General features: G+C 60.5%; 19 protein-coding genes and 4 tRNA genes. 13 read left to right on the top strand and 10 right to left on the bottom strand.

Annotation, left to right across the window (positions count from 1 at the left end; translation table 11 throughout):
* Nucleotides 1-16 precede the first annotated feature (16 nt).
* The 4 genes from JRN21_07880 to JRN21_07865 are packed head-to-tail and all read left to right on the top strand — an operon-like array spanning nt 17 to nt 4,819.
* Complete coding sequence (locus JRN21_07880) at nt 17-1,903, top strand: glycoside hydrolase family 15 protein (GenBank protein ID MDG6989226.1); 1,887 nt, start codon at nt 17-19, stop codon at nt 1,901-1,903.
* 12 nt (nt 1,904-1,915) lie between these two features.
* The gene (locus JRN21_07875) at nt 1,916-2,689 is read left to right on the top strand and encodes an HAD family phosphatase (GenBank protein ID MDG6989225.1); all 774 of its coding nucleotides are present in this window, start codon (nt 1,916-1,918) and stop codon (nt 2,687-2,689) included.
* Nucleotides 2,649-4,079 (top strand): glycosyltransferase family 4 protein, encoded by a 1,431-nt coding sequence (locus JRN21_07870; protein MDG6989224.1) that lies wholly within the window; start codon nt 2,649-2,651, stop codon nt 4,077-4,079. The genes JRN21_07875 and JRN21_07870 overlap by 41 nt, the downstream gene beginning before the upstream one ends.
* Nucleotides 4,073-4,819, top strand: a complete 747-nt coding sequence (locus JRN21_07865) for a mechanosensitive ion channel (GenBank protein MDG6989223.1) — start codon at nt 4,073-4,075, stop codon at nt 4,817-4,819. Before JRN21_07870 ends, JRN21_07865 begins: the two co-directional genes overlap by 7 nt.
* A 62-nt stretch (nt 4,820-4,881) precedes the next feature.
* Here the strand turns inward: JRN21_07865 and JRN21_07860 are convergent, their stop codons facing one another.
* From JRN21_07860 to JRN21_07850, 3 genes are all read right to left on the bottom strand, one after another.
* Nucleotides 4,882-6,384, bottom strand: a complete 1,503-nt coding sequence (locus JRN21_07860) for an NAD(P)-dependent oxidoreductase (GenBank protein ID MDG6989222.1) — start codon at nt 6,382-6,384, stop codon at nt 4,882-4,884.
* Nucleotides 6,385-6,909: a hypothetical protein gene (locus JRN21_07855; protein ID MDG6989221.1), complete on the bottom strand. Its 525-nt coding sequence runs from the start codon at nt 6,907-6,909 to the stop codon at nt 6,385-6,387.
* A gap of 139 nt (nt 6,910-7,048) precedes the next feature.
* Complete coding sequence (locus tag JRN21_07850) at nt 7,049-8,299, bottom strand: cation:proton antiporter (protein ID MDG6989220.1); 1,251 nt, start codon at nt 8,297-8,299, stop codon at nt 7,049-7,051.
* A 97-nt stretch (nt 8,300-8,396) separates the two neighbouring features.
* Between JRN21_07850 and JRN21_07845 the strand changes: the two genes are divergently transcribed.
* The 3 genes from JRN21_07845 to JRN21_07835 all read left to right on the top strand — a co-directional run bounded on the left by JRN21_07845 (nt 8,397) and on the right by JRN21_07835 (nt 9,880).
* Nucleotides 8,397-8,726 (top strand): tRNA-binding protein, encoded by a 330-nt coding sequence (locus JRN21_07845; GenBank protein MDG6989219.1) that lies wholly within the window; start codon nt 8,397-8,399, stop codon nt 8,724-8,726.
* A 51-nt stretch (nt 8,727-8,777) separates the two neighbouring features.
* A tRNA-Gly gene (locus tag JRN21_07840) sits at nt 8,778-8,875 on the top strand.
* Between the two features lie 192 nt (nt 8,876-9,067).
* Nucleotides 9,068-9,880, top strand: coding sequence for a mechanosensitive ion channel family protein (locus tag JRN21_07835; GenBank protein MDG6989218.1), 813 nt, complete (start codon nt 9,068-9,070; stop codon nt 9,878-9,880).
* 26 nt (nt 9,881-9,906) lie between these two features.
* On the opposite strand, the gene JRN21_07830 is transcribed toward JRN21_07835, so the two are convergent.
* The gene (locus tag JRN21_07830) at nt 9,907-10,863 is read right to left on the bottom strand and encodes an agmatinase family protein (protein MDG6989217.1); all 957 of its coding nucleotides are present in this window, start codon (nt 10,861-10,863) and stop codon (nt 9,907-9,909) included.
* 73 nt (nt 10,864-10,936) lie between these two features.
* Between JRN21_07830 and JRN21_07825 the strand changes: the two genes are divergently transcribed.
* Nucleotides 10,937-12,409 carry an aromatic amino acid lyase gene (locus JRN21_07825; protein ID MDG6989216.1) on the top strand — a complete coding sequence of 491 codons (1,473 nt, stop codon included), beginning with the start codon at nt 10,937-10,939 and terminating at the stop codon, nt 12,407-12,409.
* Here JRN21_07825 and JRN21_07820 read toward each other — a convergent pair.
* Entirely contained in the window at nt 12,406-13,638 is a 1,233-nt protein-coding gene (locus JRN21_07820) for an imidazolonepropionase (protein ID MDG6989215.1), read from the bottom strand. The two genes, JRN21_07825 and JRN21_07820, sit on opposite strands and share 4 nt — an antisense overlap.
* Nucleotides 13,639-13,722: 84 nt before the next feature.
* On the opposite strand from JRN21_07820, the gene hutU reads away from it, so the two are divergent.
* Nucleotides 13,723-15,378, top strand: coding sequence for a urocanate hydratase (hutU, locus tag JRN21_07815; protein MDG6989214.1), 1,656 nt, complete (start codon nt 13,723-13,725; stop codon nt 15,376-15,378).
* Here the strand turns inward: hutU and JRN21_07810 are convergent.
* Together JRN21_07810 and JRN21_07805 are read right to left on the bottom strand one after the other, a co-directional pair.
* Nucleotides 15,353-16,147 carry a DedA family protein gene (locus JRN21_07810; protein ID MDG6989213.1) on the bottom strand — a complete coding sequence of 265 codons (795 nt, stop codon included), beginning with the start codon at nt 16,145-16,147 and terminating at the stop codon, nt 15,353-15,355. The genes hutU and JRN21_07810 overlap by 26 nt on opposite strands.
* Before the next feature lie 53 nt (nt 16,148-16,200).
* Nucleotides 16,201-17,523, bottom strand: a complete 1,323-nt coding sequence (locus JRN21_07805) for a hydroxymethylglutaryl-CoA reductase, degradative (protein ID MDG6989212.1) — start codon at nt 17,521-17,523, stop codon at nt 16,201-16,203.
* A gap of 87 nt (nt 17,524-17,610) precedes the next feature.
* Between JRN21_07805 and JRN21_07800 the strand changes: the two genes are divergently transcribed.
* Together JRN21_07800 and JRN21_07795 are read left to right on the top strand one after the other, a co-directional pair.
* Nucleotides 17,611-17,750 (top strand) — tRNA-Val (locus tag JRN21_07800).
* 46 nt (nt 17,751-17,796) lie between these two features.
* Nucleotides 17,797-18,267 carry a hypothetical protein gene (locus tag JRN21_07795; GenBank protein ID MDG6989211.1) on the top strand — a complete coding sequence of 157 codons (471 nt, stop codon included), beginning with the start codon at nt 17,797-17,799 and terminating at the stop codon, nt 18,265-18,267.
* On the opposite strand, the gene JRN21_07790 is transcribed toward JRN21_07795, so the two are convergent.
* On the bottom strand, nt 18,264-19,166 hold the full coding sequence (locus tag JRN21_07790) for a M48 family metalloprotease (protein ID MDG6989210.1): 903 nt from the start codon (nt 19,164-19,166) through the stop codon (nt 18,264-18,266). The genes JRN21_07795 and JRN21_07790 overlap by 4 nt on opposite strands.
* Before the next feature lie 120 nt (nt 19,167-19,286).
* Here JRN21_07790 and JRN21_07785 point away from each other — a divergent pair, with 120 nt between their 5' ends.
* Nucleotides 19,287-19,877, top strand: a complete 591-nt coding sequence (locus tag JRN21_07785; protein ID MDG6989209.1) for an Hsp20/alpha crystallin family protein — start codon at nt 19,287-19,289, stop codon at nt 19,875-19,877.
* A 1-nt stretch (nt 19,878) separates the two neighbouring features.
* On the opposite strand, the gene JRN21_07780 is transcribed toward JRN21_07785, so the two are convergent.
* A complete protein-coding gene (locus JRN21_07780; protein ID MDG6989208.1) occupies nt 19,879-20,346 on the bottom strand; it encodes a CBS domain-containing protein in 468 nt (155 codons plus the stop codon).
* Between the two features lie 43 nt (nt 20,347-20,389).
* Nucleotides 20,390-20,479, bottom strand: a tRNA-Ala gene (locus JRN21_07775).
* A 145-nt stretch (nt 20,480-20,624) separates the two neighbouring features.
* Here JRN21_07775 and JRN21_07770 point away from each other — a divergent pair.
* Nucleotides 20,625-20,717, top strand: a tRNA-Ile gene (locus tag JRN21_07770).
* Nucleotides 20,718-21,017 lie beyond the last annotated feature (300 nt).

The raw sequence follows: 21,017 nt of genomic DNA, 5'->3' as shown, positions 1-21,017 counted from the left end.
CTGGTGAGGCCACCACATGAGCGGGGAAGGTCCGAACCAGAAGCCCACTGGGAGGCGTTTCTCTGTCCCCCCCGTTGGGGAGTACAAACCCATCAGCGGCTATGGCGTGATCGGGAACACCAGGACGGTGGCCCTCGTCGGGTACGACGGTTCAATCGACTGGTGCTGCCTCCCTCGGTTCGACTCGCCGTCCATCTTCGCTGCGATACTGGACCCGGGGAAGGGTGGTCGCTGGCTAATCCAACCGACGGGTTCGTCGCTCTCCACCCAATCCTATCTGGACGACACCAACATCCTGCGGACCGAGTTCAGGACGGCGACGGCCCACATCCACCTGACAGACTTCATGCCGTGCTCTCACACCACAGACGCATGGTCCACCCCTCCGGAGATACACCGCATCGTTTCATGCATGAGCGGTTCCGCCCAGTTGAGGTTCTTGTTCAAGCCTACCTTCGACTACGGCGCTCAGACGCCGGTCTTTTCGGCCAGCGAGCGGGGGCTTTCGATGCGGAATCGGAAGCACGAGATGGTCATGTCCTGGTCGGTCCCCTTCGAGCTTTCCAAGGACGGGGTCGATTCTACCTTCGCCATCGTCCAGGGGCAGAAGATGACCTTCGTCTTGAGCTACGGGGAGGCTGCCCCTCGCGGCATAAGCGACTACCATACGGAGCGACAGCGCGCGCGGACCGAGCTCTTCTGGCTGGACTGGGCGTCCCAGTGCAGGTACAGAGGCCGATGGAGGGCGCAGCTCCTGAGGTCCGCGCTCGCGCTGAAGCTACTGGTGTACTCCCCTACTGGCGCTGTGGTCGCCGCGGCCACCACGTCCCTTCCAGAAGCGCTCGGAGGGAACAGGAACTGGGACTACAGGTTTTCATGGATAAGAGATTCAGCCAGTTCGCTGTGGGCTTTCGACGTACTGGGTTTCAAGAGCGAGACGGAGAGGTACCTCCACTGGCTGGTTGACAACAACCCTGCCCTCGACCTTGACCTCAGGCTGATGTATGACGTCGACGGGGGGACGAATGTCCCTGAAAGGGAGCTCAAGCACATCAAGGGCTACAAGGGGTCGAAGCCGGCGAGGGTGGGGAATGCGGCCTCGTCCCAGCTTCAGCTCGATGCCTACGGGTACATGCTTGACGCCCTCTACTTCTCTCACAGGCGGGGGGCCGCCGTGAACGAGGAGATGTATTACAGATTCGTGAAGCCTCTGGCCAACTTCATAGTCGAGCACTGGGACGAGCCCAGCAACGGCATCTGGGAGATCAGGAACAAGAGAGAGCACTTCGTGTATACCAAGGGGTGGTGCTTCGCAGGGCTCGACCGGGCGGTCAGGATTGCCAGGGCTACGGGCCACCAGGAGGACGTGCCGGAGTGGACCGCGACGAAGCAGAAGATACGGACGCAGGTCCTGAGAAGGGGGTGGAGCCCCAAGAAGAGCTCTTTCGTCATGTACTACGGGAGCGGCGATCTGGACGCTGCGAACCTGATGCTCCCCATAATAGGTTTCATGAGCGCCGACGATGAGAAGATGCGCCTCACGATAGAAGCGATCCAGAGAGAGCTCGCCAAGGGGGCGCTGGTGTACAGGTACAGGATTGACGACGGGCTGAAGGGGGACGAGGGCGCGTTCCTCCTCTGCGGGTTCTGGCTGGTCGCCTGTCTCGCGAGGCTTGGGAAGGTAGAGGAGGCCGAGAGGAACTTCCAGGAGCTGTTGAACCACTCGAACCACCTGGGGCTGTACTCGGAAGAGGTCGAGCCAGCGAGCGGCGAGGCGCTCGGCAACTTCCCCCAGGCGTTCAGCCACATGGGGTTGATACTGGCCGCGAAGGAGCTCGAAGCCGCCGCGCAGAAGAAGCAGGGAACGCCGGCGCCCGGTAACGACGAAGGGCTGCACGGGTAGCTGCAAGAGGCCATGACCCGCGACTCCCGGCGCCTCAAGGTGGGCGTCCTGGCCCTGGATTTCGACGGAACGATCTACCCAGGGGACCGACCGGTCAGTCCGGCGCTGCTCCGTCTGTTTGCATCCGTGAAAAAATCAGGTGTGAATCTCGTCCTCGTCACAGGGAGGAGTCTCGCCGAGCTCATGGGGCTGGTCGACTTGTCCTTGTTCGACGCGGTGGTCGCAGAGAACGGTGCCATCCTCATGGTTGGAGGGAAGGAGACGGACCTTTCCCCTCCAGGATGGCACGCTGTAAGACGGAAGCTGCTGGAGAGGTTAGGAGGCGGGAAAGAGGAGGTCATCATCTCGCTCGCCAGAGAGGAAGAGGGCTCGGTGAAGCGCTGGCTGGGCCGGGGCTTCGAGGTCGAGTTCAACAAAGACCGCCTGATGGTCATCCCTCCAGGCGTGGACAAAGGCACTGGCCTGTCCCGAGCCATCGAAGCCTTGGCAGCAAGAGGAAAGCCCCTCATGTGCATCGGAGACGGAGAGAACGACGTCGCGATGTTCCGGATCGCCGATCTGAGGGTCGCCGTGAAGAACTCTCCGGACGTTCTGGCACGCGAGGCGGACTACGTCGCGCGGAAGAGCGACGGTGCGGGCGCGTCCGAGGCGATAAAGAGGTTCATTAGCATCCGAACCTCAGGTCAGACTTCTATGGACCGTGGCAAGCGAGGAGACCCCCCGTGGCTGGCTCCGAAGGTAAGGGATGCCCATCCTTCCTTCCAACACCGACGAAGGCGGTGCTAGCTCCACGGACAAGCTCAGCATCTGCGTCAACACGCAGACGCCTCTGATCCAGTTCGTCTCGAAGCTCCCGAAGAGGCGCATACGAGGACGCGGAGTCCTCAGGCTTTCCGAGCTGAAGGAAGGTGTGGACTATCGATACTCTCCCGGTGGGGTGACGCGCATGGTGCTCCCCCTCCTAAGACACCTCAAGCAAGACGGCAGGGTCGAGGGCGCGCATTGGGTCTCCCTCAACCCCACCGGACCCAAGACCGTCGATGTCGACGGGGTCATCTTGCACTCCGTGACCCTCGACACCTCCAGGCTCCGGAGCTACGGGACGATCAAGGAAACGATATCGGGCAGGGCTCATGGCGTCGAAACAAGGGGCGCGATGGCGGACGACATGTTCTGGAGCGACGACTACGCGGAGTTCGCCCACTATAACCGTCTGACCGCCGAACTCATGAGGGACTTAGACAAGAGGCACGACTTCGACCTGTTCTACATCCACGACTTCCAACAGCTTCCGGTAGGCCACATGATAGGGACCCTGAAGCCCAAGGTGTACCGTTGGCACATCCCCTTCGAGACCTCGATGATTCCGGCGCAGTGGACCGAACCGCTTTCGACATACTTCAACAGTTACGACCTCATAGTGGTGAGCGCGGACAAGTACCTGGGTTCCCTCAAGCAGTTCGGGTACCAGGGGAGGGTCGAGAGGATTTACCCATACGTTGACCCTCATGACTACTCTCACCCGCAGGGGAAAGAGGTTGCAGCCATCACGGAAGGGATGGGCATAGCGAGGGATGACAGGGTGATTCTCGTAGTGGCCCGGATGGACCCGCTGAAGGGGCAGGACAGGGCGATAAGAGCTCTCGCAAGGGCCGTCAAGCGCCATCCGAAGGCGAAGCTGGTAGCCGTCGGCAACGGCAGCTTCTCTGGTTCGAGGCAGGGCCTCGGGCTGTCGAAGTCGGAACGGTGGCGACAAGAGCTGACCAGGCTGTGCGGGTCGCTTGGGGTGTCGGACAACGTCCTGTTCACCGGGCACATCCCCCAGAAGGAGCTCGACGCCCTTTACGAGCGGTGCGACCTGACGCTCCTCCCTTCAATCAGGGAAGGGTTCGGATTGGTCGTTGTGGAAGGGTGGCTCCATCGACGCCCTGCCATAGTGACGAACAGGGCCGGGATAGCGGAACTCATCAAGGGTGGGAAGAACGGCTATCTTGTGGATCCGGAAGACATAGAAGACATGGCGGAGAAGATCTCTCTTATGTTGGACGACACTGAGCTTGGAGCCAAACTGGGAGGGGCGGGATTCGTGACTTCCAAGATGTGCACCATCTCAGAAGGGGTAAGGCTCGAGTCCAAGATGATAACGGGGCTCGTAGGCGGAGAGGGGAAATGGTAGACATTGTCGCTCTGCTCACGCCAGAGCTCTACTTCGTCGCGATAATCCTGGCGACCTGGATAGTCGCACGCACCATGACCAGCGTAACAGGGCGAGTGATGAGCGCCAGCACCCCGGCCGTCACCGTCCAGACCAGGCGCGCCGTGAAGCTGTTGATCTGGGCCGTGGGGATAATCCTCGGTCTGGGGGTTCTTGGTTTCAACACCGAGATACTCACCGTGATAGTCGCCCTGCTGGGCGCCGGGGTGATAATGACCCTCAGGAAGCCGATGGAGAACATGGGCTCGAAGTACTTCACTGACGTATACGTCCCGTTCAGGTTGGGTGACTCGATTTCAATGGGAGGCCATACCGGCAAGGTGATCGAGATGAACTCCATCAGCGTCGTCATCCTGGACGACGAGAACCGCCTGGTCTCGATCCCCAACACCGTGTTCATGGAGCGAGAAGTGGTCAACGTGACTCCCAGGGCGTGGAAGGAGCTCGTAATCCCCGTGACTGTCGGGAACGACGTCGACCTTGCGACCTTCGAAAGCGAGGTCATGAAGAGCCTGGACAAGCTATGGCTCCACCTGGACAAGCGCTTCCCTCCGGTACTTACGACGAAGTCCAAGGGCGCGCAGTCTACCGAGCTGACGGTCCTCGTCTACATCCAGAGCCCCGAGGAAAGGGACATGATGCTGGCCGAAGTGAACAAGCGGATCACAGAGACAATCAACTCGATAAGGAAAGCGAAATAGCCGCCGCGGTCAGCGCCGCCCAAGCGAAAGCCTGACGACGGCGCCGGGTTCAGCCGTCGGGCTCAATCTGGAGGGAGGCCTCCCTCTTTCCCGTCGAGCATGTCCTGGTATGCGTCCTCGGTCGTCCTCTCTAGGTAGTACCGCTCGTAGAGGGACACGTGACGGTCCTCAAGCCCTGTCAGGAACTCATGGATTATCTGAGCGCACTCCCTGGCGTGCCCCATAGCCCTTATCACCAAGGTCTCCCCTGTGGTGGCGTCCCCCGTCGCGAAGACCCCCGTCATGGACGTCCGGTAGTGGTCGTCCACAGCGATGGCACCCTTGGGACCTGCCTTCAGCCCCTCCGCCTTCTCCAGGAACGAGTCGGGCCCCCTCCCTATGGCCAGGAGTACGCTGTCGCACTTCAGCACGGACGACTTCCCCGGGATGGGCTCGGGGTGCTTCCTCCCTGTAGAGTCTGGCTGGCCGAGCTGCATCGCCGCCACGACCGCCCCCTTTACGACCCGTCCGTCTCCGACAAACTCAGTCGGGTCAGAGAGGAACTTGAACTCGACCCCCTCTTCCTTCGCCTCCTGCACCATGATCGGGTCGGCGGGCATATCCTTCTCGTCGCGCCTGTAGACTACAGTCACGTTCTCCTGTGTCAACCTGAGTGCGGTCCTCGCGCAGTCGAGGGCGCTGTCGCCGCCGCCAACGACGATCACATTCTTGCCGAGCTCCTTCGCATGGCCCCTGAGGTAGGCGTCCACTCCTTCCATGTACACCCGCCTGAGGAACCCATAGCCGTCGTAAATCCCTCCCAGTTGAGCCCCTGGGGTGTCCAAGACCCTCACGTCCCTGGATCCCGTTGCGACCAGGACGGCGTCGGCCCCGTCAAGCAACGAAGACAAACTTACGTCTTGGCCGACCTTCACCCGTGTGTTGACGAGGGCTCCTGCCTCTACGATGCGCCCGGCTTCGTAGGACAGAACGTCTTTGGGAAGGTGGTAGTCGGGTATCCCGTACCAGGCCGTCCCCCCGAGGCGGTCCGACTCTTCGTAGACCGTGACGTCGTGGCCGTACCTGAGGAGCAGCGCGGCCGCCGCCAGCCCAGCGGGGCCGCTCCCGACTACGGCCACCTTCTTCCCTGTCTTGGGCTCGGAGGCGGGTCCGGGCTGCCTTGACTCGTTCTGCTCCCAGTCCGCCACGTACCGTTGGACCATCCCGATGGAGAGGGGTTGGCCTCCCCAGCGGACCACACACGCGTCCTCGCAAAGGCCCTGGAGCTGAGGGCAGCACCTCGCCGTAACCCCCAACAGGGGGTTGGTCTCTCTTACCCTCTCGTAAGCCGTCTTGAAGTCCCCGTTGGCTACCGCGTCCATCATACCGCGGACGTCCAACTGGACCGGGCAGGCGTCGATGCAGACCGGGGTGCCGCAGCGGAGGCAACGGTCTGCCTCCAGTATGGCCTGCTCCTTGGTGTAAGGCTGCTCGACCTCCGAGAAGTCTTTCCTCCTCGCCTCCGGGGAGGACTTCGGGAATGGAAAGGGGCCCACCCTGTCTGGCCTGATGACTACCAGAAGCACCTACCCCGACGTATAGAGCAGATAGGCCGCCCCCGCGAGGAGGAGCCCGATGTCTTCCAACTCATCCGCGACCGAGACCCGGAATCCTTCGAAACCGAGCCCTTCTATCGTCCCGACGGAGACCCCCCTGTACCTCCCCAACCGGCCCCATGTCTCCGGGTCTACCTCTTCAAGGCTGGAGAACGGGAACGTGTCCAGCCTGTTGACGTGCCGCCTCCCCTGGAACTGGTCTCCTGGGCGAGCACCTTCAGGGACGCCTGTGAGATAGTACGCCTTCCCGCCATGAAAGAAGACGTGGTTTCCTATAACGAGGACCGGAGCCGACGTATCGTCTGCAGGGTACGCGCTGATAGAGAATGGCCTGACTTCGTCGCGGACCCTCCGGTCCAGCGTCCAAGCCTTGCCTTCCGAGGTCAGCTTGAACGCGGTCGCTCCATCAGCTTTGAGCTCCCCGACCTCTCTCCATCCCTCGGTCAGGACTGCGTCTGAACGGCTTCCTGACTTTTTGACAACAAACTCGGCCATCTGTCCGGTCAGTGGATAGTTGTTTTCACCGGGCCTAAATGACTTTCGGAGCTTTCCTGCGTCAGGACCGCCAAGCGACAGCTCTTCGTGGATGGGGAGAGCGCCCCCCGACGCATCGACGGTCTGCCTTCAGTAGGGTCTACCTCATGCCGTACGAGTAGTCGAGCCCGGCCATGAACTCCTTGAAGCTGCTCTTCTGGCTCCTCAGCCTCCAGACGGCCCCTGCAGCTGCTATCACGTTAGTCAGGATGATGACATAAGTGACTATGTTGACGAAGGAGTTGCCGTGCGGGAGGCCCAGGTTGACCGCCGTGACTGCGAGCGTAGCTGGCACCAGCCCCTGGGCGCACATCAATGTGATCTCCTTCCTGTTCTGAGCCAGTTCCGACCCGCTGGTGGATATGGTCGTAGCGGCTGCTCTGAACAGGACAAGGACGAGCACGACCTCTATCCCCAGCCCTAGGTTGGCCGCGATGCTCGACGGATTGATCTCGAACGTGAGCCCCAGGAAGACGAAGAACAGGGTCTCCATGAGGAAGGATATCTCCTCCTGGAAGAGGCCCAGCCTCTGCCTGAGGACATCCATGCTGATGGTCTTGTTGGTCAGCCGGTTGATCAGCTGGTAGTTCCCCAGGATGATGCCGAAGATGAGCACGGAAAGCTCGCCGCTCCCTCCAACGTCGCTGCTGATGACGTAGGTGCCGAACAACAGCCCAAGGGTGAGGACGTAGGTGTACTTCCTCTGCTGAAACCTGTTCAGTATGAACACCCAGCCGACGGAGAGGACCGCGCCGAGCACGATCCCGACCGAGAAGTTCGCGGCAATCTTGGAGACTGTGTCCACCAGGTTCGCCGAGCCGGTCTGATAGATGCCGACGAAAGCGAAGAACAGTATGATAGAAAAGATCGAGTTCATCACCGACTCGAGCGTTATGAAGGCGACTGTAATTTCGGGGAGCTTCAGCGACCTCGACAGGGGGATTACCACGGCCGCGGTGGTCTCTCCACCGACCATGCTCGCAAAGATGAACGAAGAGAGAGGATCCCAGTGCGTCAGGAAGCTCACCACAGCGGCTATGGCAGCGGTGCTTCCGAACACATAGATTGCCACCTGGATGAACGTCCTCCCTCCTCCCTTCAGGATCGCCCCAAGACTCGTGTCCATCCCGCCGTAGAACAGAACCATGAGGAGCGTGAGTTCAGCGAAGACGCCTAGCGCAGGGAGCAGAGACGTCCTGGGGAGGAGGTTGAGGATGGGCCCGATGACGATTCCTAGGAGGATCAGAAAAACGAAGATGGGGACCCCGGTCTTCTTGAAGAACAACTCGCTCAGAAAGCCTGCGATGATAATGGCGGTCACGATCGTGAAAATGGAGACTGTGTCTACCATCCCACTCCCCCCTGGGGGTGCGGCCTGATATGTCCTGCCAGGATGTGTAAAGCGGCCTCCTCAATGCTTAACTCCAGAAGCCGCCGCCAGACCCGTATTGTCCATCACGATAGACGAGTTCGCAAAGATCGAGATGAAGGTCGGAAGAATAACGACCGTTGACGACATCCCGACAGCGCGGAAGCCGATGTACAAGCTGACCGTCGAGTTCGGGGAAGGGGTAACTAGGCAGTGCGTCGCTGGAATCAAGGAGAGATACTCGAAGGAAGAGCTTCAAGACAAGGTGGTGGTCGCTGTGCTCAACCTCGAGCCGAAGTCTGTGGCCGGGGTCGTTTCTGAATGCATGCTCCTGGCCGCTTTCAACGAGACGGAGCTGTCCCTCCTGACACCTGAACGGGGCGTCTCCATCGGGGCCAAAGTCGGCTGAGCCGCGCAAGCCGCAAGCTTTTAACCTCCAATCCGATGCGACATGAAACGAGCGGTGGTCGTCTAGCCTGGTCCAGGACAGTAGCCTGCCACGCTACTAACTCGGGAAGTCATGAGAGTGACTCGAGAATTCAAATCCCGGCCACCGCACTTATGTTTTCGGGCGTGAAGCACCGCGGAAGGTGTAACTCTGTCAGATTAAACGCATAAATTTCGAGGCAGGCGAAATCAGCTCAGATGGATACCGGGAAAGGCTCTTTCACTTCAAGGCTTGTCGTGGCGCTCGCGGTTGTAGTGGCCGCGGCGGTTCTCATCTCTTTCGCCATCTACTTCCTCAGCGACATGCCCTTCAGCGCCCTTCTCCTGATTAAGATAGCGATCGCGGTGGTCGCAGGGTACTTCGCAATCGGAATCTTAGCGAACCAAATCAAGCGGGGGATCTCGAAGACCTCGGGGCCCGAGAGGGGAGCGACGGTGGGGACCGCTTTCAGGTTCATCGGGTACATCGCCCTCGCCTTCATAGTGCTGGGGCTCGCCGGGGTGTCCGGGACCCAGCTGCTCGCCGGAGGGACCTTCACAGGTCTGGTGCTCGGTCTGGCGGGTCAGCAGACGCTCTCGAACGTGTTCGCGGGGCTGCTCATCCTCACTTCAAGGCCGTTCCTGGTGGGGAACAGGATCACGCTCTCGACGTGGCAATGGGGGTTTGTAGTCCCTTCCTATCCGCCGAAGTTCTTCTCCGACGACCTGCTGATCCCCGGCTATACTGGTGTGGTGGAAGACATCCACTTGAACTACACCGCCATCAGGCTGGACGAGGGGACATTGGTCAAGGTCCCGAACAGCATAGTGATCCAGGCGTCGGTCGTGGACCAGAGCCCGAGCGAGAGGCTCGTAAGAGTGCGGTACGACGTCCCGAAGCCGGTCGACACGGCGCTACTGGCCAGCACGCTGCACGACGTGGTCGTCAGGAACGACCATGTTTCCAAGCCCGAAACGGTGAAGGTATATTTCGAGAACATCACCCCTACCGACGTCATAGTCGTGATCGAGGCGTTCTGCAAGGGGGCTTACGAGGCCCCCGTCCGGAGCTCCATTCTGCTTGACATAGAGCGAGCGACTGCCGAGCTGAAGGAGAAACAGCGGTCAAAGGAATGATTGGGCGGCCGCCGCGCACCCCCTTCCTAATGACGAGCCTTCCTCCTGGAGTTGAATCCAGCTATCAGATACACCAGAGCCGAGGCGGCCACCCTTGCCGACTTCCCAGTGGGGTCCAGGGATGGGGCCAATTCCACCAGGTCTGCGCACCTAACTCCTGGCATCTTACCGAGCTCGTAGAGAAGGTCAAGGAGGTAGTCCGCCGGGATCCCCCCCGCGCTCGGCGCGCTGACCCCCGAGACGTAAGACAGGTCCACAGCGTCGAGGTCGACGCTGAGATACACCGCGTCGGCCCCGTCCGAAGCGGCTTCGTACGCCTCCTTCGCCACCTCGCGCGGGCCTTTGGAGCGGGCTTCCGAAGCCGTGACGACTTTGATGCCCAGCTTCTTCGCCTTCTCGAAGTAATCCTTCGAGTTGAGGAAACCATGGACTCCGACCTCGACGACCCTTCGCGGGTCAAGCTCCCGCATCGTCTCTATGGCGAGCCCATACGAGGACCCACTCGTCGGCTTCCCTCCGATTCTCCCTCTCAGATCGAAGTGCGAGTCGATTACTATGAGGCCGAGCTTGCCGAACTTCGCGCCAGAGGCCCTGATGCATGGAAGAGACAGGCTGTTGTCGCCCCCTAGGACGACCAGGAGCGAGTTGCCCGCCAAGCATTTGGCCATCTCGGCCTCAATCTGGGGATGGGCCTTCAGCACGTCTTCCTGGTCGACCAGCAGGTCTCCAAGGTCGAAGACGCGCGACCCTTCGAGCGACTCTCCTAGTTCGACGTTATAGTTGGAGAAACCCGACATCGCTTCTCTAATCGCGGGGGGCCCGCCAGCCGCGCCTCTCCTCCCGAGGACCCCCCCATCAAAGGGGACACCGATGATGTTCACCGCATCCTTTTGAGAAGCATCGGCTGGCCGAACGATCCTGACAAACCGCACGTCGTTCGGGTCGTCATACGTCTGGGCCGGATAGGATGCCGCCCTTTTCAACGGTGTCCAGGCAGGTGAGATTCGAGTTAAAGGTATGTGACATATTTAACGCGCCCCCGCAAGGGTCTTCACCTTGGTAGTGGTCGACGGGCGCTCTCTCACCCTGGACGCTGCTGTCCAGGTGGCAGAAGGGGGCGCACTCGTGAAGGCGAGCCCTGGCGGTCTGAAACAGCTTGAAAAGTTCCGCGGGCTCCTCGAACAGAAGCTGTCGAGGGGAGAGGTGGTCTACGGCGTCAACACGGGGTTCGGGTCTCTCTCCGACAAGGTGGTCAGGCCTGAGCATCTGGCAGAGCTCCAGCTGAACCTGATCCGAAGCCACTCCTCTGGGGTGGGTGCCCCCCTCCCAATCGAAGTCGTCAGAGCAGCCATGCTGATACGTCTCAACAGCCTCATGAACGGAAACAGCGCCGTGAGGAGGGAGGTAGCGGAGCTGATGGTCGAGCTCCTGAACAGGGGGGTCACCCCTCTCGTCCCTGAGTTCGGTTCTCTCGGCGCGTCCGGGGACCTCACCCCCTCTGCCCACATGGCGCTGACGCTGGTGGGTGAAGGGAGGGCATACCACCGAGGAAAGCTCGAAGAGTCCCGCAGAGCGCTTTCAGACGCCAAGCTCAAGCCCATTGTCTTGAAGGCGAAGGAGGGCCTCTCCCTGATAAACGGGACCGCCTTCACCACGGCCCTGGGGTGTATCGCCGTGCACAGAGGCGGCATCCTGCTAAGGGCGGCCAACTCGACGCTCGCTGCGACAGCCGAGGCGCTTGGCGCCTGCTCGCAGTCCTTCGACGAGAGGCTCGTGGGGGTAAAGCAGGACCCCGGCCAAGGCGCCGTCGCCAGGGAAATCAGGGCACTGCTCAAGGGGAGCAGGAGAGTCCGCTCAGAGCCCGTCCCCCAGGACCCGTACTCTATCAGGTGTGCTCCGCAGGTCCACGGCTCCCTGAGTGACGCCCTCGACTTCGCCGAGAAGGTCACCGTCAACGAGATGAACTCGGTGTCGGACAACCCGGTGCTGCTGGAGGACGGCTCGGTCCTTCACGGGGGAAACTTCCATGCACAGCCCGTGGCCATGGTTTCGGACCTGCTTTCGCTCGCCATTTCCTATCTCGGCGTCATCTCCCTGTCTAGGATCGATTTCATGCTCTCAAAGACTCCCCCGGAGACGAAATACATGGCGGGGAAGCCCGGCCTGGAGTCTGGCCTGATGCTCCTCGAATATACTGCGACCGCGCTCACCGCCGACAACGCGAAGAACATCTACCCGGAGTCGTCATACCCTGCAAGCGTGTCGGGCGGGATCGAGGACCACGCAAGTCACGGTGTGAACGCGGGGGTAAAGGCGCTCCAGGTGGCTACGAACGTCTCGCGCATTCTCGCCATCGAGCTGATCTGCGCTTCGAACGTCCTCGGTTCGAACGAGACCGGGATATCAGACCACGCGAGGAGCGTCTCCGCATACGTACGGGCGGTCTCTCCCCTGCTCAGGGGAGACAGGTCCCAGGGGTCCGAAATCGAGGAGCTGGCGAAGCAAATCCTAGCAGGGCGCCTTCCCTAGCCTGGTCCGAAGACGGCTTCCCCCTTCTTGAAGACAGACTCCACGTACTGCCCGCCTATCCGGTAGGGGAGGAACCTGTAACTCGGGAGCGAGTAGACGACGAAATCAGCCGACGAACCCTCGGTCAGGACGCCCAGGTCTCGCCTCTCAATAGCCCTGGCCGCGTTGACGGTGAACCCCAGGAGGGCCTCTGCCGGAGTCATCTTCATCCCGGCGCAGGCGAGGCTCATGACAAGCTGTGGTGACTCGACCCAGGAGTTAGGGCTGAGGTCCGTCCCCAGGGCTACCCTGCACCCTGACTCGATGATGGAACGGGCGTCCGCGAACGGTATGGAGGACGACAGGGAGGTCCAGGGGAGCAGCACGGCCGCCACCTCTTTTTCGGCCAGGGCCTCGATTCCGGCCGGGTCACTACTCCCCAGATGGTCTGCCGAGGTGCACCCGAGCTCCGCGGCAAGCGAGGCCCCCCCGGAGTCTGCGAACTCGTCGGCGTGGATTTTCAGCCTGAACCCGGATGCTTTGGACGCCTTGAGATAGGTCCCGCACTCCTGACGTGAGAATACCCCGTCCTCGCAGAAACAGTCTGAAAAGGCACACTTGGTCTCGGCCGAAGCGATGGCGGGGAGGACCTCTTTGACGACGTAGTTGACATAGTCGCCCGCCTTCCGGAACTCGGGAGGAGTCGCGTGCAGGCCGAGAAACGTCGGGACCAGCTCTACTCTGGATGTCCTTCTCAGCAGCCCTACGGCCTCGAGTATCTTCAGCTCCCCCTCCATGCTCTGCCCGTATCCGGTCTTCACTTCGGCGGTGGTGACCCCGTTCCTCAGGAGCTGGGCCAGGCGGCCCCCTGACTCCCTGGCGATTTCCTCGGAAGAGGCTTTCCTCGTCTCCCTCACCGTCCTCGTTATCCCTCCCCCACTGGCCAGGATGGCCTTGTAGCTCTCGCCTGCGACCTTCCGCTCGAGTTCGTCTTCCCTGCTCCCGGCGTAGAGCAGATGGGTGTGGGGGTCCACAAGGCCAGGGGTGACGAGGTTTCCTCGGGCGTCGACGGTCCGCCTCGCCTTCAGCCCTTTCCGATCATACTCTTTCGTGGTGCCCACCCAGGAGACCCTCCCGTCATCGACGGAGAGCGCTCCGTCCTCGATGAGTCCGAGCGATTCCTCAGGTGTGTCTCCCGTGCTCCCGCATGTCACCAGCTCCCCTGCATGAATCACTGCAAGGTCGACCATTGCTCGCCTGCGCGCCGACCCATTCGTGATAAGGGTTCCCAGAGGGTTCTGAAGTCTTAAATCGAGACAGGAGGAGCGAAAATCATGCAGAAGCACGTGGTCAGGGCTCCCAGAGGCACGGTGATTTCATGCAAGAGCTGGCATCAGGAAGCTGCTCTTCGCATGCTCATGAACAACCTTGACCCCGAGGTTGCCAGGGACCCGGACCGCCTCATCGTCTACGGCGGGACAGGGAGGGCCGCCCGCTCATGGAAAGCGTTCGACGCGATTGTGAAATCCTTGAAGGAGTTGGAGAACGACGAGACGCTAATCGTGCAGTCGGGGAAGCCAGTCGGGATTTTCAAGACTACCGCTGCCGCTCCCAGGGTGCTGATTTCGAACGCGATGCTAGTCCCCAAATGGGCGGACTGGGCATATTTCAGGGAGCTGGAGGAGCGCGGGCTCACTATGTTCGGCCAGATGACGGCCGGGAGCTGGATGTATATTGGTACCCAGGGGATACTTCAGGGGACCTACGAGACGCTCGCCGCCGTCGCGGCGAAGCATTTCGGCGGGTCTCTCAAGGGCCGGATAACTCTGACATCGGGCCTGGGAGAGATGGGGGGCGCGCAACCTCTCGCCGTGACCATGAACGACGGCGTCGCCCTGGTGGTCGAAGTGGACAGAAGAGCGATTCAACGGAGGCTTGACAAGAAGTACTGCGACCTGGTCGTGGAGGATGTGAAGGAAGCGGTCGGGTTGGCTAGAGACGCCGCCAAGGAAGGAAGGGCTGTGTCGGTAGCCCTCTTGGGCAACTCCGCCGAGGTCCTCCCGGAGCTCCTCGAGTCGGGGCTCAAACCTGACATCATAACCGACCAGACCTCCGCCCATGACCCCCTTTCGGGCTACATCCCGGAGGGGATGGGCATGAAAGAGGCAGACGCCCTCAGGGCGTCTGATCCCAAGAGGTATGTCGAGCTGTCCATGGCCTCGATCGCGAAGCACGTCAGGGCTATGCTCGGCTTCCAGAGTCGGGGGGCAGTAGCCTTCGAGTACGGCAACAACATCAGGAAGATGGCAAAGGACGCGGGCGTCGACGACCCGTTCAGGATACCTGGCTTCGTGCCCGAATACATCAGACCGCTCTTCTGCGAGGGCCGGGGGCCCTTCAGGTGGGTGGCCCTCTCGGGGAACCCGGATGACATCTATGCAACGGACGAGGCTGTGATTCGGGAGTTCGGAGAAAACCAATCACTCGTCCGATGGATTAACAAGGCGCACGCCAGAGTAGAGTTCCAGGGGCTCCCTTCGCGGGTATGCTGGCTCGGCTACGGAGAGAGGGCGAGGTTCGGGAAGATCATCAACGCCATGGTCAGGGACGGCACCGTCTCAGCACCGGTGATAATCGGGAGAGACCACCTGGACTCGGGGTCGGTCGCCTCTCCGTATCGGGAGACAGAAGGGATGAAGGATGGGTCCGATGCTATAGCTGACTGGCCCATACTCAACGCGCTCCTCAACGCCGTCTCAGGCGCCTCCTGGGTGTCGGTCCACCACGGAGGAGGGGTAGGTATCGGGTACTCCATCCATGCAGGGCTAGCCGTGCTCGCGGACGGGACCCCCGAGGCTGAGGCTAGAATAGGACTGGCCCTAACAAACGACCCGGGGCTAGGGGTAGCAAGGCACGTGGACGCGGGCTACGACGAAGCGGTCAGGACCGCCAGGACGAAGGGGGTCAGAGTCCCGATGCTGGAAGGGTAGGCTCCGTTCCAGCCCTGTGGGACGCCGAGTAGATGTAGAACCCGATGTAACCGGCTGAGATGGCCGCCAGAATCCCAGAGAGCCCGTCGACCACCACCGAAGAAGAAGCGAACCCCGTTCCCGAAACCGAGCCTGCCAGGAACCCTGCGTAAATCAGCACCACGGACCATGCAAAGCTCCCCGCCAAGGTCATGGCCGCGAACGTCGCAAGGTCCATCTCGAACAGCCCTGCTGGAAGGGAGATCACCGTCCTCAGCCCAGGAACGAACCTTGCAGCGAAGACCGTCCACTGGGCAGACCGTCCGAACCAGGCCTCTGCCCTGTCGAGGACGTCCCTATGCATCCTGAAGAGCCTGAGGAGGCCGGCCACGAAAGGCCTCCCTAACCAGATTGCTAGGAAGTAGTCCACAAGCGCACCGACGAGGCCGCCCAGGGTGCTGACCCCTACGGCGACCCAGAAGTTGTTCAGCACACCGAGGCGGACGAAATACCCCGCCAGGGGGAGGACGACTTCGCTAGGGACAGGGAGCGATGCACTCTCAAGCGCCATCAGGCCGAAGAGGCTGGCATATCCATACTTTGACATGAAGGCGTTCAGGGTGGCCGAAGAAAAAATCGATCCGCCCAGGAACTGGAACCAGCTCCCGAACGGCAGGTCAATCAGGTCTGTCGCCTCCAGCGCTCCGACGACTAACACCACGAACGAAGCGGCCAGAAGATACTTGTTCCTCGGGACCATCGAACCGAGGTACCTGCGACCCTTCTGCAAGAGGGTCGTGACCACTCCAGACCGCTTATAGGACTTTAAGCGAGCGGGGACGTTCAGCCAGTCTTACTCGACAGCTCGGCCACAAGCTCTTTGGCTCTGTCGAACCTTATCTTCCTCTCCTCGACCATTCTCTGGGCGACGATGTCCACCAGTTCGCCCGTGGCCCCGGCAGATATGGCGACGTTTCGGCTATGTAGTTTCATGTGGCCCCTCTGGATCCCTTCGTTCGCAAGCGCCCTAAGAGCGGCGAAGTTCTGGGCTAGACCCACAGCCCCCATGACCTCCGCAAGCTCTATTGCTGTCTTGACGCCGAGGACCTTGATGTCCGCCCTGGCGGCAGGATGAGTCCTCGCAGCCCCGCCTACAAGGCCGACCGCCATGGGCATCTCGAGAGTTCCAACTAGGTCCCCTTCCTCGTTCTTCTCCCAGACCGTGAGTGGCTTGTAGACCCCCTTCCTTGACGCGAAGCTATGCGCTCCCGCCTCGAGCGCCCGTATGTCCTGCCCACACGCGATCCCCACCGCGACTACGCCGTTCATGACCCCCTTGTTGTGAGTCGCACACCTGTAGGGGTCGGCGTCTGCGAAGGCGTAAGCGTACACCACCCCGTCCACGACGTCCTCGCCCCCCACCGCCTCCTTGTCGAACACCGCGGTGGCACGGACCAGCCTTCTGTCGGCCAGGTTGGATATTATCCTGAGGAAGACCCTCCCGCCGGTGATTTCCTCCACCATTGGCGCTACCGCCTCGGCCATGGTGTTGACCGCGTTCGCTCCCATGGCGTCTCCGGTGTTGACGATGAGCTCGGCTATAACCATGGGTCCTTTGAGACTGGAAAGCACCTTGACGTTCAGGTCCTTCGCCCCTCCGCCAAGGGAGACGAGCATAGGGTCCTGGTCATTCGCTTTCTTCAGAAGTTCCTGCTTCCGGGCGAGAAGCTTCGTCTTCGCTTCCTCGGGGCTGGGGACGTTCACGACCTGGACTTGGCCTATCATCACGGGTCCTGTGTTTGTGACCTTGAACCCGCCCTTCACCCTGGCCATCTTGGCCGCGTTGCTCGCTGCAGCCACCACAGATGGCTCCTCGAGAGCCATGGGGACCAGATAGTCTTTCCCGTTGATCCTGAAGTTTGTAGCAATACCAAGGGGATACGTGTATCCCCCCACCACGTTCTCGATCATGTGGTCGGCCGTCTCGGCTGACAGCCCGCCGGTGTTAGCGATGGCCCTGACTTCCTCGTCTGAAAGCGACGTCTCCTCCTTCAACACCCTCCTTCTGTCCTCCATGGAGAGCTTGTAGAACCCCTGGAGCTCGGAGCTCGTGGTCATCTTCTCGCTGCGTCCTTGTGCCTGGCTATATAATCGATAAAGTCGCATCTTGCCGTCTCGTCAATCGGCGAACCGGGGACGGTGCCACGGCCCCTGCTAAGGATAAAAACCGGGAATGAAAGGCGCTGACTCGCCGGGCCGGTCGTCTAGTCCGCCAAGTGCGGGGAAGTTGGACCCTCGTGGGGCTCAACCCTCAAGCATGGTTAGGACGTCAAGGTTCGCCTCGTCAGGCTCTGACACGGCGAAGGTCCCCAGTTCAAATCTGGGCCGGCCCACTTCTTCAACCCTTAATACTCTGAACTGCGCATTTTCTCGCCGGGAATGAACAGGAACCTCCTCGTTTTCTCTCTCTTCTTGATTATCTTTGGGGTGGTGTCAGGCGTCTACCTGGTCTCGCTCTTCGGGATAATCCTGCTGATACCGTCGACTCTTCCGTCTGCACGTCAAAGCTCGAGGAATCCCCCCCGACAGACGGAGACCAAGCGGCCTCCTACTTGGGACGCAGCGAGGAGGATGCCCGCCGACCAGGGACCCGTTCCGACCGCCCAGGTCGCTCAGCCTGCCTTCCAACCTTCCCAACCGCCAGAACCCGTGGTTACTACGACACCCGGACCGTCACCGATGGAGACCTACTCCCCCGCCCTGTTCCCAGGATCAATATTCCCTCCAGTCTACAACCTCGGCGTTCAGACGACGCCTCCTGCTGGCCCTGAAGCCAAGAAGGCTTCGGAAAGGGACGATCTCGTAGAAGCGGGGACGCTATTTGTGCTCTTGAAGCTCTTCCTCGGCTAGGGGACGTAGACGTTCATTTCGTGCCCAATCTTCCTGAGCCTTTCCACCCGGTGAGTGAGGGAAGGGTGCGTCGAGAACATTTCCACTAAGGAACTCCCCCGGAACGGGTTCACAATCCAGAGCGAAGCCGTCGCCGGAGATGGTGCCTGGGACTGCCTCGTGGCAATGGGTTTTGTCTGAGCCTTGGAGCTGATCTTCTCCAGTGCGCTCACCAGCCCTGCCGGGTTCCTCGTCAACTTGGCCCCATATTCGTCCGCGCTGTACTCGTCGTTCCGGCTTATGCCAAGCTGGACGAACGTGGCCCCCAGCGGGACAAGGATGATTGCAAGGAACGCGAGGGGAGACCCTCCGTTCCTGTTCTTCCCCCCTCCGCCGAAGATCATCGAGAACATCGCTATCTGACCTATGTAGGATACGGCGCCAGCCAAAGTCGCGGCGACGCTCGACATGAGTACGTCCCTGTGAACCACGTGACCAATCTCATGGCCTATCACAGCCTCCAACTCGTCAGGGCTTAGGGTCTGAAGGATACTCGACGTGGCGCATACGACCGCCTTCTTCGGTCCTCTACCGGTGGCAAAGGCGTTAGGCTGGGGGGAGTCGACTATCCCTACCTTCGGCATGGGGATGTTCGCCTTCTGCGCAACGTTCCTGACCGCCCTGAAAAGGGCCGGGTTTTCTTGCTCCTGTATTATCTTCGCCTTGCTCATCTTGAGGACGAGCGAGTCGCTATAGTAGTAGGAGACGAAGTTGATGACCGCTGCCAGCGCCAGGGCGAGCCCAACGAACAACACCGGGTCGCCAAAGAAATACCACCCGACGACGTACCCTATCGCCATCAGTAACCCGGTGAGGATGAAAAAGAGGGCCGCAATCTTCGCATACGTCGTCGCTCCCATGAGAACCCCGTAGACTTCTAGGTTCCGTAAAAGCCTTCCCGAGGATGAAAGAGAATCGCCCCATTATGACCGGCTACTGAAAGGATAAATTCATCTTTCGGTACTTCTAAGGCGATTCAAATGGAGGACGATGGAAGGGACGAGTGGCCAGCCAGGAGGCGCAGGGGTTCACCCTTCGGTCCCTGGGGTTTCCCAGACATCGACGAGATGATGAAAGAGATGGAAAGGGCGTTCTCAGAACAGTTCAAGGATCTCGAAAAGGAGTTTCCGAAGAGCTTGGTGAGAGAATCGAAGACTCCTGAAGGTGGGGTGAAGAAGGAAATCGGACCCATAGTCTATGGATACTCGGTCACCATCGGACCCGACGGCAAACCTGTGGTGAGGGAATTCGGCAACGTAAGGAGCGGCGCAGGGAAGTCTTTGAAGGCGGTCCAAGACAGGAGGGAGCCCCTCGTCGACGTAGTCAGCTCAGGCAAAGAGGTGCGGGTCATAGCAGAGATGCCCGGGGTGAGGAAGGAAGACATCGACCTAACCGTGAGCGAGAAGTCCATGGTGATCTCAGTCCAGACAGAAGGTAGGGGGTACTACAAGGAGCTGGAGTTACCGGATATGGTGGACCCGAAGGGGGCGAGGTCTACCTACAACAACGGAATTCTGGAGGTCACGGTGCCCAAGTCCGAGAAGGGCGGCGTGAAGCTGAGGGTCGAATAGCCTACTGGTAAGGCCCGTTCTCCAACTTCCCTTCGCTGTACCTAGCCATCGCGTTCAGGGTTGCTTCCCTGTAACCTTGCCTCTCCGCCAGCGATCTCGCGATGTCGCCGGTCGTAATCACCCCCACTAGAGCGCCTTCGTCGTCCACCACCACGAGCCTCCTCACCCTGTACCTTGTCATCATCTCGGCCGCCCCTGTCAGGGGCGCATCAGGCCCGATTGTTATCAGGGGGGTCGACATTATGTCACGGACTAGCACTTTCTTCGCCTCGATGGACTCGGCCATAACCTTGGACACAAGGTCCCTCTCTGTTACTATCCCAATGGCTGACCCGCCCTGCGTGATGACGGCACAGCCCACCCCTTTGTTCGCCATCGCCCTGGCGCACTCCTTCGCGCTGGCGTTCAGCTCCACGGTTATCGCTGTCTTTGACATCACGTCCCGCACCACCGGATCTTCCTGCGTCATGCCGGTTTGCACGCCCCGGGATGGATATAGGATTTAGGAAAAGTGGACCGGGGGGGAATTGAACCCCCGACCTTGGGACCCTCGGGTTCTCCCGCGTGCAAGGCGGGCGTTCGTACCGCTGAACTACCGGCCCACACGATTAACGCCTGGTGCGCTTGTTTTAAACATGAAACGTTTCGCGGCATAGGCAGAAAGCCGTGGACGGTCTGGCCTGACGGAGTAATGTTGGGGTTTCCTATTTGGCACGCTTATAGAGGATGGGCTTAGCCCCGGTCGTTGGGCTGGTAGCTCAGACCTCTCTGAGGGAGCAGCTTGGCTAGAGCACCCGACTGATAATCGGGAGGCCAAGGGTTCGAATCCCTTCCGGCCCACTTTAGAAATAGCTCGAAACGAATTCCGCTTATCGATTTGACATGCAAATCATCCCCCTCTCTGAGTCGTCAGAGAGTCAGGAGACCCGGACCCTTGGCCTCCCGTTGATCTTGGGAGATTCGAACCTTTGGCCTTGACTCCTGGGTCACGTGTTCGGAAATCTGTCGGCAATCAGCGTTCGACACTATCAGCATGTTGCCGAACGGAATTGATGACTCGATCAGTGTCGACTATGCGAGGCGGTTCCCGTGCCTCTTTGCCTGTAGTAACTCATCCTGCAGCAGAACACGATATGGTTT

This window comes from Nitrososphaerota archaeon (genome assembly GCA_029785825.1).
Lineage (GTDB): Archaea > Thermoproteota > Nitrososphaeria > Nitrososphaerales > Gagatemarchaeaceae > UBA183.
The sequence above is the reverse complement of the archived record's forward strand: the minus strand, read 5'-3'. Positions and strand labels throughout refer to the sequence as shown.

Excerpts from the sequence above, each read along its gene's own strand:
- JRN21_07880 (MDG6989226.1), top strand. The coding sequence starts at position 17 with ATGAGCGGGGAAGGTCCGAACCAGAAGCCCACTGGGAGGCGTTTCTCT.
- JRN21_07875 (MDG6989225.1), top strand. The coding sequence starts at position 1,916 with ATGACCCGCGACTCCCGGCGCCTCAAGGTGGGCGTCCTGGCCCTGGAT.
- JRN21_07870 (MDG6989224.1), top strand. The coding sequence starts at position 2,649 with ATGCCCATCCTTCCTTCCAACACCGACGAAGGCGGTGCTAGCTCCACG.
- JRN21_07865 (MDG6989223.1), top strand. The coding sequence starts at position 4,073 with ATGGTAGACATTGTCGCTCTGCTCACGCCAGAGCTCTACTTCGTCGCG.
- JRN21_07855 (MDG6989221.1), bottom strand. The coding sequence starts at position 6,909 with ATGGCCGAGTTTGTTGTCAAAAAGTCAGGAAGCCGTTCAGACGCAGTC.
- JRN21_07850 (MDG6989220.1), bottom strand. The coding sequence starts at position 8,299 with ATGGTAGACACAGTCTCCATTTTCACGATCGTGACCGCCATTATCATC.
- JRN21_07835 (MDG6989218.1), top strand. The coding sequence starts at position 9,068 with ATGCCCTTCAGCGCCCTTCTCCTGATTAAGATAGCGATCGCGGTGGTC.
- JRN21_07820 (MDG6989215.1), bottom strand. The coding sequence starts at position 13,638 with ATGGTCGACCTTGCAGTGATTCATGCAGGGGAGCTGGTGACATGCGGG.
- hutU (MDG6989214.1), top strand. The coding sequence starts at position 13,723 with ATGCAGAAGCACGTGGTCAGGGCTCCCAGAGGCACGGTGATTTCATGC.
- JRN21_07805 (MDG6989212.1), bottom strand. The coding sequence starts at position 17,523 with ATGCGACTTTATCGATTATATAGCCAGGCACAAGGACGCAGCGAGAAG.
- JRN21_07795 (MDG6989211.1), top strand. The coding sequence starts at position 17,797 with ATGAACAGGAACCTCCTCGTTTTCTCTCTCTTCTTGATTATCTTTGGG.
- JRN21_07790 (MDG6989210.1), bottom strand. The coding sequence starts at position 19,166 with ATGGGAGCGACGACGTATGCGAAGATTGCGGCCCTCTTTTTCATCCTC.
- JRN21_07785 (MDG6989209.1), top strand. The coding sequence starts at position 19,287 with ATGGAGGACGATGGAAGGGACGAGTGGCCAGCCAGGAGGCGCAGGGGT.
- JRN21_07780 (MDG6989208.1), bottom strand. The coding sequence starts at position 20,346 with ATGACGCAGGAAGATCCGGTGGTGCGGGACGTGATGTCAAAGACAGCG.